Annotated in this window: 16 protein-coding genes and 1 tRNA gene; 8 read left to right on the forward strand and 9 right to left on the reverse strand. The window is 30.8% G+C overall.

All coding sequences use genetic code 11. From position 1 onward, the window contains the following. Positions 1–54: 54 nt before the first annotated feature. The 4 genes from AABD74_RS16370 (at position 55) to AABD74_RS16385 (ending at position 3,285) form a co-directional block, all read left to right on the forward strand. Entirely contained in the window at positions 55–1,173 is a 1,119-nt protein-coding gene (locus tag AABD74_RS16370) for an FAD-dependent oxidoreductase (RefSeq protein WP_406843592.1), read from the forward strand. A gap of 75 nt (positions 1,174–1,248) precedes the next feature. Continuing rightward, positions 1,249–1,662, forward strand: a complete 414-nt coding sequence (locus AABD74_RS16375) for a VOC family protein (protein WP_406843593.1) — start codon at positions 1,249–1,251, stop codon at positions 1,660–1,662. Positions 1,663–1,716: 54 nt separating this feature from the next. Continuing rightward, positions 1,717–2,259, forward strand: a complete 543-nt coding sequence (locus tag AABD74_RS16380; RefSeq protein ID WP_406843594.1) for a helix-turn-helix domain-containing protein — start codon at positions 1,717–1,719, stop codon at positions 2,257–2,259. 87 nt (positions 2,260–2,346) lie between these two features. Next, positions 2,347–3,285, forward strand: a complete 939-nt coding sequence (locus AABD74_RS16385; RefSeq protein WP_406843595.1) for a hypothetical protein — start codon at positions 2,347–2,349, stop codon at positions 3,283–3,285. Positions 3,286–3,419: 134 nt separating this feature from the next. Here the strand turns inward: AABD74_RS16385 and AABD74_RS16390 are convergent, their stop codons facing one another. Continuing rightward, positions 3,420–3,830 carry a DUF6194 family protein gene (locus tag AABD74_RS16390; protein ID WP_232678052.1) on the reverse strand — a complete coding sequence of 137 codons (411 nt, stop codon included), beginning with the start codon at positions 3,828–3,830 and terminating at the stop codon, positions 3,420–3,422. 113 nt (positions 3,831–3,943) lie between these two features. On the opposite strand from AABD74_RS16390, the gene AABD74_RS16395 reads away from it, so the two are divergent. Next, a complete protein-coding gene (locus AABD74_RS16395) occupies positions 3,944–4,261 on the forward strand; it encodes a helix-turn-helix domain-containing protein (RefSeq protein ID WP_232678046.1) in 318 nt (105 codons plus the stop codon). 25 nt (positions 4,262–4,286) lie between these two features. Here the strand turns inward: AABD74_RS16395 and AABD74_RS16400 are convergent, their stop codons facing one another. Then, the gene (locus AABD74_RS16400) at positions 4,287–4,682 is read right to left on the reverse strand and encodes a VOC family protein (protein ID WP_406843596.1); all 396 of its coding nucleotides are present in this window, start codon (positions 4,680–4,682) and stop codon (positions 4,287–4,289) included. A 174-nt stretch (positions 4,683–4,856) separates the two neighbouring features. Here AABD74_RS16400 and AABD74_RS16405 point away from each other — a divergent pair, with 174 nt between their 5' ends. Beyond that, on the forward strand, positions 4,857–5,396 hold the full coding sequence (locus AABD74_RS16405; RefSeq protein WP_232678039.1) for a hypothetical protein: 540 nt from the start codon (positions 4,857–4,859) through the stop codon (positions 5,394–5,396). A gap of 276 nt (positions 5,397–5,672) precedes the next feature. Here AABD74_RS16405 and AABD74_RS16410 read toward each other — a convergent pair whose 3' ends face one another. The 6 genes from AABD74_RS16410 to AABD74_RS16435 all read right to left on the reverse strand — a co-directional run bounded on the left by AABD74_RS16410 (position 5,673) and on the right by AABD74_RS16435 (position 10,506). After that, the gene (locus AABD74_RS16410) at positions 5,673–6,536 is read right to left on the reverse strand and encodes a hypothetical protein (RefSeq protein ID WP_406843597.1); all 864 of its coding nucleotides are present in this window, start codon (positions 6,534–6,536) and stop codon (positions 5,673–5,675) included. 88 nt (positions 6,537–6,624) lie between these two features. Continuing rightward, positions 6,625–7,491: a helix-turn-helix domain-containing protein gene (locus AABD74_RS16415; protein ID WP_406843598.1), complete on the reverse strand. Its 867-nt coding sequence runs from the start codon at positions 7,489–7,491 to the stop codon at positions 6,625–6,627. Between the two features lie 54 nt (positions 7,492–7,545). Continuing rightward, positions 7,546–8,424 (reverse strand): IS982 family transposase, encoded by an 879-nt coding sequence (locus tag AABD74_RS16420; RefSeq protein WP_406843599.1) that lies wholly within the window; start codon positions 8,422–8,424, stop codon positions 7,546–7,548. Between the two features lie 297 nt (positions 8,425–8,721). Further along, a complete protein-coding gene (locus AABD74_RS16425) occupies positions 8,722–9,702 on the reverse strand; it encodes an SdiA-regulated domain-containing protein (RefSeq protein WP_406843600.1) in 981 nt (326 codons plus the stop codon). Further along, on the reverse strand, positions 9,689–10,195 hold the full coding sequence (locus tag AABD74_RS16430) for a hypothetical protein (protein WP_406843601.1): 507 nt from the start codon (positions 10,193–10,195) through the stop codon (positions 9,689–9,691). The genes AABD74_RS16425 and AABD74_RS16430 overlap by 14 nt, the downstream gene beginning before the upstream one ends. A 233-nt stretch (positions 10,196–10,428) precedes the next feature. Next, positions 10,429–10,506: transfer RNA gene (locus tag AABD74_RS16435), tRNA-Val, on the reverse strand. A 264-nt stretch (positions 10,507–10,770) separates the two neighbouring features. Here AABD74_RS16435 and AABD74_RS16440 point away from each other — a divergent pair. After that, positions 10,771–12,561, forward strand: coding sequence for an ABC transporter ATP-binding protein (locus AABD74_RS16440; protein ID WP_406843602.1), 1,791 nt, complete (start codon positions 10,771–10,773; stop codon positions 12,559–12,561). A 320-nt stretch (positions 12,562–12,881) separates the two neighbouring features. On the opposite strand, the gene AABD74_RS16445 is transcribed toward AABD74_RS16440, so the two are convergent. Next, on the reverse strand, positions 12,882–14,054 hold the full coding sequence (locus tag AABD74_RS16445; protein WP_406843603.1) for a proline dehydrogenase family protein: 1,173 nt from the start codon (positions 14,052–14,054) through the stop codon (positions 12,882–12,884). Positions 14,055–14,213: 159 nt separating this feature from the next. On the opposite strand from AABD74_RS16445, the gene AABD74_RS16450 reads away from it, so the two are divergent. Continuing rightward, entirely contained in the window at positions 14,214–16,922 is a 2,709-nt protein-coding gene (locus AABD74_RS16450) for an O-antigen ligase family protein (RefSeq protein WP_406843604.1), read from the forward strand. Positions 16,923–16,970 lie beyond the last annotated feature (48 nt).

Here is a 16,970-nt window from a genome sequence, read left to right on the forward strand (position 1 = left end):
ATTTCATCTCACAACCCTTTTCCAATTTTGTAACCTAATTAAACAGCAAAAATTATGTTACTTACAAATAAAAAAACGGTCATTATTGGTGCTGGTCCGGTTGGTTTAACAATGGCCAGATTACTTCAGCAAAACGGAATTGATGTTACGGTTTACGAAAGAGATAAAGATCCAAAAGCAAGAATTTGGGGCGGAACGCTTGATTTACATAAAGGTTCAGGTCAGGACGCGATGCAGAAAGCGGGATTGCTTGATACGTATTATAAAATAGCGATTCCGATGGGGAGAATTATGACTGATTATAAAGGAAATGTATTGTTTAGTAAAGAAATTACTGAAGAAGAACTATATGACGCTCCTGAAATTAATAGAAATGATTTAAGAACACTTTTAATTGACAGTTTAAAAGAAAATACAGTTGTTTGGGATAGTAAACTGACTGAAATTGAGGAACAAAATGGAGAATGGCATTTGCATTTTGAAAACGGAAAAACTATAGCTGCTGATTTTATTATTGGTGCAAATGGCGGCATGACTTCTATTAGAAAATATATTACAGATGCCGAAATTGAACTTACAGGAACATATATGATTCAAGGTGAAGTTTCTGCATCACAAGCAAAATCTTTAGGTTTTTATAAATTATGCGATGACAAAATTTTGATGGCTGCTAACAATGGTAATTTGTTGGCTGCAAATCCTAAAAACAACAATACTTTAAGTTATAATGTAATTTTTAAAATGCCTGAAGGGTTAAATCTCGATTTTCAAAACACAGAAAATGTCGCAGCATTTCTTTCAAATAAGCTTTTTGATTGGGATGAATCTTATAAAGAGTTATTTCATACCACTTCTTTCTTTACCGGATTACCAACTAAAAAGATTTCTGTAGAAAAAGCATGGAAAAATAACCGCCCCTTGCCTATTACACTTATTGGCGATGCCGCACATTTAATGCCTCCTTTTGCAGGAAAAGGCGCTAGTATTGGACTTCTGGATGCTTTAATTTTATCTGAAAATCTACTAAGCGGGGAATTTGAAACTATTGAAAGTGCTATACATAATTACGAAGAAAGAATGTTTGTTTATGCAAAAGAAGCGCAGCAGGAAACTAAGGAAAATGAAATAGAAATGCTTAAAACTGATTTTTCTTTTCTAAAATTTGTTAACTGAAATTTTATCCTTTGTGATGAAAATAATTTTATCTTAGTCAAAGAAAACTAACCTTTATAACTAAAAGCTAAAAATATGTCAGATTCACAAAATCAACCAGACGATACAACTCCTAAAGTTACTGGAATTGGCGGTATTTTCTTTTTTCTTGAAAATCCGAAGGAAACTAAAGATTGGTATGTTGAAAATTTAGGAATAGAAATCAATGAGTGGGGTTCGGCAAGTTTTGAATCCAGAAGTCTTGATAAACCTGAACAGATAGAATCAACGCAATGGTGTCCTTTTAAGAAAGGCGATGAATATTTTTCTCCGTCAAAAAAAGACTTTATGGTAAATTACCGCGTTCAAAATATTGAAGGACTTGTAGAAAAACTCAAAGCAAATGGCGTAACCGTTCTTGATGATATCGAAACGTATGATTATGGAAAATTTGTGCATATAATGGATACAGAAGGTAATAAAATTGAGCTTTGGGAACCGGTTTATTAAAAATCTAATCTGTTAAGAAAAATCAGTTCGAAAAAGTATAATTAAAATAAGCAAATGAAAACAAAAGTTCAAATATTGAGAGAAGAAAAACATCTGACTCAGACTGAACTTGCCGAAAAATCAGGACTTTCATTACGAACAATACAAAGAATCGAAGCGGGAAATACTCTAAAAGGTTTTACGCTCAAAGCTTTGGCAGAATCATTTGAAGTTGAACCTGAAAATTTAATTTCAGATTCACAAAATGATCCTGAAATTAAACGAGCTAAACTTATTAATTTTTCTGCTTTGTCTTCTCTTATTATTCCGTTTGGAAATATTATTTTTCCTTCTATTTTAACTTATAAATCGAAAGAACCAAAAGCAAAAGAATTAGGAAAAAGTATTTTGACGGTACAGATTATTTACACTTTTGTTCTTGGAACTTTGATGATTGTAAGTCCATTTATTCAGAAAGCATTTTCTTTAAATTTTCCGTTGTTTATTGTTTTTTTAGTACTCTTAAAAATCATAAATATTTATATAATTTTTAAAAACGGATTGAGTTTAACTCAAAAAGCGGACTTATATATAAAGCTGAAATACAATATTTTATAGTCTATGTCATAAGATTGGCGTAAAAAAGTCATATTGGTTTTTGGGTTAAATCGCATTACAATTCTCAATATTGCAGAAAAAATTGTAATGAAAATAATTAAAAAAATCGTGCAGGCATTTTTAGTCCTTATTGTCTTCTCATTAATTGTCGGCTATTTTTATTTTGATAGAAAATTCAGCCCTTCGGAAAATTACCTTAAAGTTTCAGGAAATGTAGAAAACGTCTCCATTAAATGGGTATCAGATGAAGGAAATCCTTATGCTGCGCTTCTTTTGCCTGTTCAAATAAAAGGTCTTAAAAAAACATTTTATATGCAGCTGGACTTTGGTTCACCGGTAACTATATTCTATAAAAAATCACTGCAGTCTGTTCAGGAAAAATTCGCTAAACAAATTGAGCTTAAGGAAAAACAAGAAGATATTCTGTTAGATTTCAAAATAAAGAACCTGAACATTTCTTCTGAAAATTTTCAATTGTTGAATTATGGTAAAAAAGTTGATTTACAGAACCCGGATTCTGTCGATATCATAGGAACAATTGGAACTGACTTATTAGAAAAAAGAACAGTTTCTTTAGATTTTAGAAATAACACCTGCGCATTTACTGAAAATGAAATCGAAAACGGATTTACAAAATTTGAATTTAAGAAACGTAAACTCCTTTTTACTGCAAAAATTGAAAATCAGGATTTAAAACTCCTTTATGATTCCGGAACCAGTGGTTATGAATTGATTATAAATAAAGAAGAATGGCAAAAATATAAGCTCAAAAACAGCAAATTAAAAGTCGAAAAAGGAAATTCATGGGAAAATCTACTGACAGTGATTTCTGCTCCTGCAAATAAAGAAATGCAGTTTGGAGGTACGCAATTAAAAATTTCGGAAGTAACGTATATCGAAGGAGTTTCAAAAATGCAGACTTTTTTAATGAAAAGCTCAGGAATGCAGGGAATGATTGGGAATAAAATCTTTTTAAACCATAAATTGATTATTGATTGCAAAAATGAAAGGTTTAGGGTTGAGTAAAATACAACGGCAATTTAAAATCTCTTATTGGGTCATATTAGAGGTTTTATTTTGATAACGGACTTATAAAAACTATGGATATTGAATTGGTTGAGTATTAATTGTACTCAAAAAAAGCAAAATGAAATAAAGATTTATAACCTTTCAAATGATGTCTTTAAATATTGCTTTATTATTTCAAATGTTTCTTTTGATGGATTAACAATACAAACCCAGTTTAATGAACCGTAAGTTGGATGAGGAAAGAGTGTATCTTCTTGTGTAAAGTCTAACCCAATGTTCAGATATGCTTCAAGTTTTGTATCATTTGTCAAACCTCCAAATTTAGATATGAAAATTTCTTTATTAATTGGGAAATTTAATCTGAAAAAACCATCCCTATTTAGATTTGATACACTATCGTAATCATTATCCTTATTGATAAGTGTAACAAATGGTAGTTTGTCATTATTCATATGCATAAAAAACAAGTCACCATCCGCTTCTATAATATTTAATCCTTCAAAATTTTCAAGTAAGTATGTTTTAATATCTTCAATTGTCATAGTATTGTTTTTTTAGCAAATGTAAGTTTGAAGTTTTACATTTGCAAGAAGTTACCAATTTGGTATATAGTTTACAAAAGTAAAGTAATGGCTAAAAATAGACTTTAGAAGCGATGAAAAAGATAAAAAATATTTCAGTTTGCCCTTTTCAGGAAGCAATGGATCTTTTTTCGGGAAAATGGACGATGACCATAATTAACAATCTTATGTCAGGAACTATGAGATATAATGAACTTTCAAAAGCAATTCCTGGCATTAACACCAGAATGTTAGTAAAAACTCTTAAGGAGTTAGAGTCCAGAAAAATAATAAAAAGGAAAGCATACGCAACAGTTCCTCCAACAGTAGAATATTCTCTTACAGCTAAAGGTCTTTCGTTAAAGTCAGTTGTTAAGGAAATTCAAAATTGGGCAATAAGTCATATGGAATGATTTTGCTTTTATATATCAGCTATAATTACATTCCCGGCCAATATAAAAAATTGAATTTATGCCCATCGGGATCAGTAAAACCAAAGGTATAACCTTTTTCAAAATTTTCAGGTTCAGAGAATATTTTTCCGCCTGCTTTTTTAACTTTTTCAAGCCAAAGGCCTACCTCTTCTCTACTGTCTGCAGATAATGAAAAAATAATTTCATTATTGCTTGTAGTGTCGGTTAATTTGCTTCTTAAAGCATTTTCAAATCTTTTGGCAGTAAAGAAATTAATTATAAAATTATTTTCAGCAAAAATGAAACTTACCAATTCATCCGTTTCTTTTCCGTTTTGTTTGAAGCCTAACGCAGTATAAAACTGAATTGTTTTTTGTAAATCATTAGAAACCAAGTTTCCCCATATCATTCTAGTTTTCATAAGCTTAAGTTTTATTTAAAGTTAAGAAATTAATTTCTTGATGCAGATTTTTTTCATAATGAAAAGGCTGCATTTTTTCAGCTTTATTTTTGATTACCAAAAACAAAGATATTTCTTATATTCGCTGAAATGGAAGTCATTTAATAACATAAAAAAACATTTGATATTTCAAATATGAAAAAAGTTTTACTATTATCTGCCTTAATTTTAAGTATTAGCATTACGTATTCTCAACAAAAGAAAAAAAAGAAAACCGTAATCCAGCCTTCATCAAGTTCTGTTTATGATTCTTCGGATATTACAAAAGACAGCAAATGGATTGCAAAATTTAAACTTCAGGGAAAGGTTTACAATGTTTATTTAAAACATCAAAAAGAATTGTCATCTGAACAAACTGCTGCAGATACCCTGCTTCAATATCATTTTGTGTATCAAAATGCCAGATATAGTGTTCTTCAAATTCCAAAATATTCGACTATAGACGGAAAAATTTCTGCGGAGGGCTCTTATAAAGTCAAAGGAGATACATTAATTACAAGTGTTAATTATTACGATCCATATCACGGAGGGAATTTAACAACAAAATATGTTCCCGATAAACAAAGCTGGTTTAGAGAAATAAATTACGTGATGAAAGGAATTGATACAGATACAGTCTCTAACAGATATATAAAAACCGCAAAAATGAATGTTCCTTATTCCGGAAAAAATTAAAAAAAGGAAATGCGCTTACGAAATTTTTCAAACGATTTTCTTTTTTAAAATTAGAGCTCACCAACATAGAATAATATTTAAATTGAATAAAAAAATAAAAAAACTCCAAAATCAAATGACTTTGGAGTTTTTAAATTCTGTGGAGTGTCAGGGATTACAGCCAAACACTTGTTGATGCTGGTTCAATGCTTGATAATGCAAATAAGTTTGGTTAATAATATTGAGTAAATCAAGTATTTACACTCTTTAAAACGCTTAGATCAAAGTTTAGCTGATTTAAAATTTTCCGTTGTTGTTTTTCCAATTATCTTTTGATGGTATCAGCTCAATTACATCCCAATGTTCTGCAATTTTTCCATTTTCTACTCGGAATAAATCATAAAAAGCGTTGTAATCTTTTCCAAAATGTCCTTCGCTCACAATAAGAACAAAATTCCCTTCTCCTAGTACTTTATGTATTTTATCGTATTTTAAGAAGATACCTTGCTTGCCAAGTGATTCAAGAGCTGCTCCAAGTCCTGAAAGCTTGTCAGGAATGTTTGGGTTATGTTGAATGTAATTATCGCCATTAAAGTAACCTGCTAATTTCTCCATTCTTCCATTCACGAGAATATCTTCAACAAAACTTTTAACCAATTTTTTATTAACTTCTGTTTTGTCTAAATCTTTGATTTCGGTTACTCCGTCAATCATAGTATGTCCACTTGGATTTGGTTTAGCAGGTTTTTCTTGTAAATTATCCCAATGCTCTACTATTTTTCCATCTTCGAACCTGAAAATATCGAATCCAATTTTTGGTCCAAAAAAGTTATAGTCAGTATGTGTAAAAACAAAATCTCCGTCTTGAAATGCACGAATGGTATTTACTTTTGCAGAGTTTGGCGGTAACGCTTGTAACAGTGCTCCAAAACCGGCAAGTCCGTCAGCAACACCTAAATTGTGCTGGATGTATTTGTTTGGATTAATGTAACTTACAGGTTCTGATGCTCCTGTTTCAATTGCTTTTAGTAAGCTGACTACTTTTTGTTTGTTTTCCATTTTTTCTGTCTTTTTAGTTTTTGAAATAGGCTTGTTCTGTGAATATCCTGTAGATAATCCAAGACCTAAAATTATCGCCGCTGTTAAAATTATTTTTTTCATTTTGCTATGTTTTAATTACAATGCAAAGTTGCAGCGAAGTGAAAAGAAGAGAAAGGTAGGAATGTGCCTTTATGTGATACTTTTAAGTCTAAGTGTGACTTTCCCTAAATTCAATAGGAGTAATATTACTATGTTTTCGAAAATATTTGATAAAATTTGTAGGTTCTTCGAATCCTAATTGATAAGCGACTTCTTTAACATTTTCATTTGTGTGAGCCAGTAATCGTTTGGCTTCTAACATTACTCTGTCATCGATTATTTCTTTCGGTGTTTTGCCTAAAATCTTTGAGGTTGCCTGATTTAATCTTTTTACAGTAACGAGCATTTGTTTAGAATAACTGCTTACTTGTTTTTGTTTTCTGAATCCAGTTTCTAAAAAATCTTTAAAGAGTAATACATAATCAAAATCTGCTCCTTTTTTTATTTCATTAAAATTCTGACTTCTCTTTTCTCTTTCAGAGAGTAACAATAAATTATGCAGGTAGTTCCTTAAAATGTCAGATTGATAATTATCTTTTCCTTTTTTAAATTCTGACTGTAATAATTCAAAAAGATTAATAAAGTCGGGGGCAATATTCTCCAACTCAATTTGCGAAACGGAGTACCAATTATTGAATAAAATATTAGATTTTAGATATTTAGTGTGCATTTCCGTTTTACAAAAGAAATTATCTGTAAAAAGGATTACCTTACCACCAGTATCTCCTTTTTTATCAAACTGCTGAACTGCATCCTTGTTTAAAAACAGAACCGAATTTGACTTTGTTTTTACTGGTTTGAAGTCTATTGTATGTATTGGATTGCCTTTTTGAAACCACAGAATATGGTAAAAATTTGTTCTATGAGCTGTTGTCAGCGTGTCAGAAAATTGCTTGTAGAGTTCTGCCATATCAATAATTTCAAACTCTTGAGGGAGACCTGGTTTGAATTCATATTTTTCTATGCCTGATGTCATTGTTTAAGTTCCCGTTGATTTACAAAATTATTAAAATTGTTACCCGTAGTGCATTTAGGCAATATTGATTTTTAAGTTATTGATATTCCTATTTGCATTTTTGTTTATTGTCTGAATAATAGTTAGTGTTGTTATTTTGGTTAGTATTCTGGTTTTAAAACCCAAAAAGCTTTTTGCATAATTTCGTCTTATCATAAATTGATCGCATAATTGAGAAAATAAGGTTTCTATTCTCTTTCTTGATTTTTTAATGATGTACGGCAGATCTTTATATTTTTTTTGATTCTTCCTCATTGGAACTTCAAGCTTTATATTATGGGATGTAAATAGATCTAACTGATATTCTGATGATAAGTATCCCTTATCTCCCAATAGTGTACAATCTTTAATCTGTTGCTTTATATCTTTCAGATAATGAATATCATGCACAGAAGCAGGGCTAATATCTAAACTCTGGATAACACCTTTTACCGAGCAGACTACATGAAGCTTATAGCCATAATAATGCATTTTCTGTGAAGCACAATAACCTCTGTTTGGAAGTGCATAATCTGTTTCTCTGCATATTTTACTCCTGGAACTCCTGGATGACTTACAGACTTCTAAAGGCATACTATCTACAACAAAATAGTTTTCATTGCTGTTAAATTTATCTGCCAATAATTTTCTTATTCTTTCCAGATGAATAAATAATTTCCGCTTTCTTCTATTGTAAACGCTACGTTCAATAAGCGATTTAATCTCAAAAGGCAGTATTCTGAAAAGTTGATACTCACTATCTATACTCATATACTCAGAAGTCAGATTTATTGCCATTATTTTCAAATCTGTCAATTTTGGTTTACGTATCTGAGATAAAAAATTCTCGTTTTCAAAACCTATTTCCTTTAATACTTCTAAAATTTTCTCGTAATTTGCTGTAAAGTTGCGCATGGAATTGTTATGTCAGAACTTCAATTTACTGCTTTTTAGTGGGTTGCGCAACTTTTATTCTCTTTTACCCAAATGCACTACGGGTAATTGTTATATAATTTTATAGATTACCATCGAAAAAGTATAAGCATAAAAATAGAAAGCCTGTAAAGTATAATTTTACAGGCTTTTTAAATCTTAGATATTTTTGATTAACAATCTCTTATATTTCTCGAGTTTAAAATCTCAATTTCACAAGTTTAGTACAGCACTATTATTATGGGCTGTAACGATATAAACCCAGTTGGCCGAGGTCTTTTACTCTATATTCCAAAATTGGATTCCACCCTTGAGGTCAACAGATACAAGCTGGTTTTCGTCTTTTGATACTTTTAATTTATTTACAGTTGCTTTATGGTCGTCTGTTAGTGATTTTAAAAGCTCGCCGGTTTTTTTATCCCAAATTCTTATTGAACGGTCAATGCTGGCTGTATAAATTTTATCTTTAGCAAATTTTGCCGTAGTAAGATTCATGCTGTAATTGTCTTCATATACTTTACTATCATCGTATATATCATGCGTGATCCAATTGGGGTGCTTTACTTTAAATTCCGTTTGATGAGTATTACTGTTGTATTTGGCACATTCATTATAATTTAAGGAAAGAAAATTTCCTTCACTATCCATGTCCGTAAATTTCTTTAGGTCAACTAAAATCTCTTTTTGTACCGTATTGTTATTCATATTCCAATAGGTAACTTTACTTGGAGTAACAATTACTGCGATGTTTTGTTTGTCAATCTTTACAATAGTTCCTTTTGGGAAATCAGATGGCAATACCAATTCCTGGTAATTTTTGGTTACATCCCAGATATATTGGTTTTTTTTCTGGTCCTGAGTAATCAGATAATTAAAATTATCCGAAAAGAATACAGCAATGGACCAAGTGGTTTTTAAGGGCAGTTTTTTTATGATTTTTCCATTTTTCTCATTAATTAAAAGGATGTCATTTTCTAAAGTGGCAGCTGCAATTTCTTTTCGCTGGGGATTATAAGCCAGAGAATAAATTTCATCTGCAATTTTTGCAATAGCAATTTCTTTTGGACTGCCATTTATTCTTTTGGAAATACGTCCGCTGAAAGTAGAAACAAGCACCGTATCTTTAACACCAGTATAAACCACATCTGTATAAGATACCGGGTTTATATTTGTCAGTTTAGGGATGAAAATATTTTGGCCCCTGCAGCCCAGTATTGCAAAAAGTAAAATGAAAGCCGATAGGATTTTATTGTTTTTCATATAATTTTATATTTTTATCATTCTGTTTCAATTTTACATCTGCATTTGTATCATTGGTAGATAGTGTTATCGTGTTTTTTCTATCATTGTTATTTAATATTATTGCCGCAGCACCTTGTGGTTCTGATAATAATAACAATTGCATGCTGGTTTTCGAGTCTAAAGTCAGGAAAGCATTACCTAAATTGTCATCTGTAACATATCCTCCTCTTTCCTGTCCTTCCGCATCATAAAGCATGACACCAGAAACGCCAACCTTACCTCTTGAATTTAATCTGCTGCCATAACTGCTCAAATTTTGTTCAGGTAAGTGAGAACCCATAATAACACGCTCAACTCCAAGTGAGTCAACAACAACAATACCCCTGACTTTTATTATTTTATCTTGAAAATCTACAACTTTAACATTATCCTTACTGGAAAATGAAAAGAGATAGAAGCTAAATGCTAACAGATTGCAAATACTTAGTACATAAAAAAATTTTGACTTCATTTGGTTTATAATTTAGATTTATAGTTTTGACGGTTTATTTTAAAAAAGTTACAGCAATAGTCCCAGATTTTTGAAATAGTTTTAGGTGGATTGGTTACCTCAGGTTTTAAGTTTCTATTTTCGGCTTCTTGTGTAGGTATTTTGGATAAAATGAATACCTAATTCCGGATGAAAATGGGCAATATAAAGATTATATATCAAAAAAAGAGGGACAACATTTCTGTTATCCCTCATGGTGGGCGATGAGGGGTTCGAACCCCCGACCCCCTCGGTGTAAACGAGGTGCTCTGAACCAGCTGAGCTAATCGCCCTGTTTTATTAGAATGCTATCATTTTGTGATTGCGAGTGCAAATATACAGCTAGAATTTGTAATTGCAAGCATATTTTAAAAAAAATCAAATATTTTTTTCATGCTTTTATTTAGCATTCTATTTTTCAGCTTTTTAAAAATTAAATAAAAATTATGTTTCAGTTAATTTTAGTTAAAAAAAAGAATACAGCTGCCTAATTTATAATAATCTTTTGTAATCATTTGCTATAGTCATACATTTGCATATCTTAATTGTATACTCAAATGGCAAGATTTCAGGAAAATGATTTACCAAAGGCTAAATTAGACTCTAATTCACTTCAAAAAGCTTTCAGAATTTTTAAATACGGAAAAGGCCATAAATGGAAATTTTTCCTTGGTTTGATCTTCTTATTATTAACCAGCGCCACTGCCCTCGCCTTTCCTAAATTAATGGGAATGCTGGTTGATTGTGTTACCAATAAAGACCTTAGCAGGGCTGACGAAATTGCTGTTGGATTAATGGTGATTCTTACGCTTCAGGCGATCTTCTCTTTTTTCAGGATTTCACTTTTTGTAAATTTTACAGAGAATTCATTATCTAATATCCGTTTTGCTTTATATGAAAATCTGGTAAAATTACCAATGTCTTTTTATTCTCAAAAACGAGTTGGAGAGTTAAATAGTAGAATCAGTGCTGATATTTCGCAGCTGCAAGACACCTTTACTACTACAATTGCCGAGTTTTTACGACAGTTAATCCTGATTATTGGAGGATTTGTTATTCTGGGAAATATAAGTCCGAAATTAACTTTAATGATGCTGGCCATTGTACCAATTGTTGCAGTTGCCGCCGTTATATTTGGAAGATTTATTCGTAAATATGGAAAAAAAACTCAAGATAAAGTAGCTGAAAGCCAAATAATCGTTGAAGAAACACTTCAGGGAATCAGCAATGTAAAAGCTTTTGCCAATGAATGGTACGAAATTCAACGTTATAGAAACAAAATAAAAGAGATTGTAAAAATTGCTATTAAAGGTGGTCAATACCGAGGTTACTTTGCTTCGTTTATCATTTTATGTCTTTTTGGATGTGTAGTTGCTGTCGTTTGGTACGGAATTACATTGACTATAAAAGGTGAGGTTGAGGGTGTAGGAGATTTAATTTCGTTTGTACTTTATACGACCTTTATTGGTGCTTCTTTTGGAGGAATTGCCGAAATGTATGCGCAAATCCAAAAAGCAGTTGGAGCAACAGAACGCGTTTTTGAATTATTAGAAGAAACTCCGGAAGCAATCAATGCAACACCAAAAATATCTTCTATTGAGAAAATAAAAGGAATTGTTTCTTTCAGAAATGTTGCTTTTAGTTATCCTTCAAGAAAAGAAGTTCAGGTTTTAAAAGATGTAAATTTCTCTGCAGAATTCGGACAAAAAATAGCTATTGTTGGTCCAAGTGGTGCCGGAAAATCAACTATTTCATCACTTTTATTGCGTTTTTACGATATAACTTCAGGAGAAATTTTAGTTGACGGAAAAAATATCTACGACTATGATTTAGAAAATCTTCGTGGAAACATGAGTATTGTTCCGCAGGATGTTATTCTTTTTGGCGGAACTATCAGAGAAAATATTGCCTACGGAAAACCAAATGCAACTGATGAAGAAATATTATTAGCAGCAAAACAAGCAAATGCATTCAATTTTGTGGATGGCTTTCCTGAAAAATTCGAAACACTGGTTGGAGAACGTGGTGTTAAGTTATCAGGCGGACAGCGCCAGCGTATTGCAATTGCAAGAGCTTTGCTTAAAAATCCAAGTATCTTAATATTAGACGAAGCAACTTCATCTTTAGACAGCGAAAGCGAAAAACTGGTTCAGGAAGCTTTAGAAGTTCTAATGGAAGGAAGAACTAGTATTATCATTGCTCATCGCCTTTCGACGATTAGAAATGCGGATAAAATTTTAGTTCTCGATAACGGAGAAATTTCAGAAGAAGGAACACATCAGGAATTAATAAATCTGGAAAACGGAATTTACAAAAACTTAAGCAACTTACAGTTTAGTAATTCTTAGTGAATTTTCAATTTTTAAATTCCGAATCTCAATTATAATGCAAATCCGGCAGGTTTAAAAACCTGCCGGGTTTGTTTTTCTAAATTTTTATTTATGTAAACTGGACTAAAGTCCAGCTCTACAATATAACTGTTCCTTCGGAACTATCAAAGAGCCTTTGGCTCGATCCATATTGTAGGGCTGGACTTTAGTCCAGTTTACATAAAGAATATTCAAATGTCCAGAAATTTAAGAAAAGTTATTTTAAATGCTAGAAAACATAAAAGCTCCAATTTTCATTGAAGCTTTTTAATATATAAACTGTAAACTGAGACTGAAAACTATTCCTTACCTTTTCTACGTTTACGTTCTGCTTTAATCATAGATAATTCGCGGCTTGTCTGTCCTGCTACAGAAGTATTTTCTTCTGCACGGCGAATTAAGTACGGCATAACATCTTTTACAGGTCCAAACGGAAGGTATTTTGCAACATTATAACCGTTTTCAGCTAAGTTGTAGCTAATATTATCGCTCATTCCGTATAATTGCCCAAACCAGATTCTTTTATCGTTTTTGGCAATACCTTTTTCAGCCATCATTTCCATCAATTTGTAAGAACTCAATTCGTTATGAGTTCCTGCAAAAATTGACATTGTTTCTAAATGTTCTAACATATAATGAACAGCGGCATCATAATTAATATCTGTTGCCTCTTTAGAAACACAAATCGGTGAAACATATCCTTTTTCTTCTGCTCTTTTGTTCTCTTTTTCCATGTAAGCACCGCGAACTAATTTCATTCCAATAAAGAAACCTTCGTTCTTTGCTGTTTCATGAAGCTTTTTTAAGTAATCTAAACGATCCCAGCGGTACATTTGTAATGTATTAAAAACAATAGCTTTTTCTTTATTGTATTTACGCATCATATCAGTAACTAAATCATCGGCAGCATCCTGCATCCAGCTTTCTTCACCATCAATTAATAAGGCAACATCTTTTTTGTGAGCTTCACTGCAAACCTGATCAAAGCGGGCTACTACTCTATTCCATTCTTCTTGTTCAGCAGGACTTAAAGTTTGTTTCTCTCCTAATTTTTCATACAATTCAAAACGTCCTAAACCTGTTGGTTTAAATACTGCAAACGGAATCGCTAAGCGCTCTTTTGTAAATTCAATAGTTTTTAAGGTCATTTCTAAAGCAGCGTCAAACTGTGTTTCTTCTTCTTTTCCTTCAACCGAATAATCTAATACAGATGAAACACCTTTGGTAAACATTTTATCGACTACAGTTAGACAGTCATCTTCGTTTACTCCTCCGCAAAAATGATCAAAAACTGTTGCACGAATCAATCCTTCAACAGGAAGATGTGCTTTGATTGCAAAATTTGTAACAGCAGTTCCAATACGTACTAAAGGCTCACTATCAATCATTTTAAAAAGAAAATAAGCCCTGTCAAGTTCTGTATCACTTTTAAGTGAAAAAGCAACCTGAGTGTTATCGAATATTTTTTCCATTAAGTTTAGTTTTTGTGCAAAGATATAGACTGTTTTGAATATTATTTACTAAATCATATCATATTTTTTGATATCTTTAATCCTCTTAAAAATATTACTCGTTATAAAAGTAGGATTTTACTTTGATTTTTATGTAATTTTGCAAAAAAATGAAAACGTATGAATACTCAAAAGATTGACAGTATTATAAGTGAAGTAAAAGGAAAATACACTATTCCTAATTTTATAGTTCTTCTTTTTATCTCTTCGTTATTAGTAATTGACTTTCTGCCTTATTTTAAAAGTGCAGAAATCATTAATCCGCAGTTTTTGTATCTATCGCTTGTAAATTTAATTATTAGCATTTATTTTTATGCAAATTCTAAAATAATTTCTAAAGATATTATATCAATATTTAGGAGTAGTTATATTTTCAAACTTTATTTAATATTTGTTTTGCTATGTGCAATTTCAATTTTTTCTGCAAAGAATTCATCACTTGTATTTACTAAACTGACTCAGATAATTATTGTATTTTGCCTTTTTGTTAACCTTTCTATTTTACTAAAAAACAAATTTGATCAATTTTATAAAATTATATTCATTGTAAGCATTTCTGCTTTACTGCAATCTTGGCAGCAGCTTTGTCATTTTATAATTATTCCTAAAAATATTTCAATTATAAAACTTTTGAATGCTATGGAAGGGAATACAGGAAACATCAATATACTTGCTTCGAGCCTTACTATTAAAGTACCTTTTTTATTAGTTGGTATAACTCATTTTAATAAATACAAAAAATGGTTTTGTTTTTTTAGTTTATTTTCAGTTACTGCTGTTATATTTTTAACTGGAGCGAGAACGTCGCTTATCAACTTATTTTTAATATTTTCTATTTACATAATTTATCTTTCTAGAGAATATTCTTTTACAAGAGTAACTTTTTTTAAAGTATTATACATAATAATTCCTGTATTAACAGCAGTACTATTTGTAAACTCAATTTTTGAAAGATCCAAAGATAAAAGCAGATATGTCTCTTTAGAAAATAGGGTTAGTCAAATTAATACAGAAGATGCCTCATCAAAAGCCAGGTTGATATTTTGGAGCAATGCTATAAAAATGAGTAGTAAAAAACCAGTCTTAGGAATTGGATTGGGTAATTATCAAGTTGAATCTATTCCTTATGAAAGAACAACTTCTAACGATTCTACAGTTTCTTTACATACGCACAATGATTTTCTTGAAATTTTAGCTGAAACGGGAATAATCAACGGCTTAATTTATTTTTCTCTTTTTGTTTTTCTTTTTATTGTCAATTTGAAAAATCTTAAAAAATCGCATAATAAAGAAAAACAGGTAATTTCGGTACTAACCTTAATGATTCTTCTAGTATATGGAATAGATTCGGTTTTTAATTTCCCAATGTATAGGCCAACAATGTCAATATTTTTCAGCTTATTGCTTGCTTTAAGTTTGATAAATAATTTTAAGCTTGATCAAACCAGATTAACTGCAAATAATACTTTGATTAGAGTTATTACATTAATTTTAATCGGTATTGCGGTAATGACAAGTTATTCAGCATTCATAATTTATAAAACTTCACATCTTGAATACTTAATTGGCGTAGATAATATTAATATGAATCAAAAAGGATTTCTTAATGGAGACGAAGTTCTAAAAAAAATACCTGTATATCCAAATACACTCAGCAGTTCAGAGTCATTTTATGAATATGCCGGAATTTATTATGTTCGTGAAAAGCAATATGATAAAGCTTTAAATTGTTTTTCAAAAGCCAATAAAATTAATGGATATTCGGGACGTATCGATTTTTATAAAAACGTAATATCTAAAAATAAAGGCGACATTGATAGTGCTTATATTTATATTAAGAAGGCATTCTATCTGCGTCCAAGGAATTATGATTTATTTAATACTGCGATTAATTTTGCAATATCTAAAAGAGATACTTTAGAAATAGTAAAAGAACATGAATTGTTTTCTCAATACAGACCAATGCCTAAAACATGGGATCTTGCAGTTCGCGGACTTAAATATTCAGGATATAATTATCAAAATTTAATCAAGCTGATTGATCAAGGGCTGAAAAAATTTCCTCAGGATAGTGCCTTAACAGTTCAAAAAAATGAACTTTTAATTACGAGTTACCTAACCGGAGGTCAAAACTTTGAAAATAAATCTGATTTAAATAATGCTTTACAATCCTATGAAAAAGCATTGGAAATTGATCCTAAAAATGTTTACATATCACAAAATATAGGGTTCAATTATTTAAAACAAGGTCAGAATAAAAAAGCAATAAACACTTTGCTTGAAGCATTAAAACATCCTGGCTTAAATGATGGAAAGACAGAATTTTTTCTGGGGATTTCTTATTTGAAGGAAAATGATAAAACTAATGCTCTTAAATACTTTAATTTATCAAAAAATAAAAATTATCCTGCAGCAAAACAATTAATGTATAAAATGCAAAATGTTGGAGCAGATGAAGCTGTAATAAAAAAACGTAAAAACGACCTTTTAATTGCCGATTTAATTACAGAAGGTCAGAAATTTGAAGAAAACAAGGAAATGGACAAAGCTCTTGTATCCTATCAAAAAGCTTTAAAAGTTGACCCAAAAAGCATTTATGCAGCACAAAATATAGGTTTCTATTATTTAAAGGTCGGGCAGTCAAAAAAAGCAATCAATTATTTATTGAATGCTTTAAAGTATCCAGGGCTAAATGATGGAAAAACAGAATATTTCCTTGCAATTTGCTATTTAAAAGAAGATGACAAAACGAATGCATGTAAATATTTAAACATATCAAAAAATAAAAACTATTCTAATGCAGAACAATTACTAAAGATGTGTAAATAGTTTCTGCTCTTTTAAAGCATTAATTTAGAATGATTCGTTTTTAAACAA

This window comes from Flavobacterium soyae (assembly GCF_045348165.1).
Taxonomy (GTDB): Bacteria; Bacteroidota; Bacteroidia; order Flavobacteriales; family Flavobacteriaceae; genus Flavobacterium; species Flavobacterium soyae.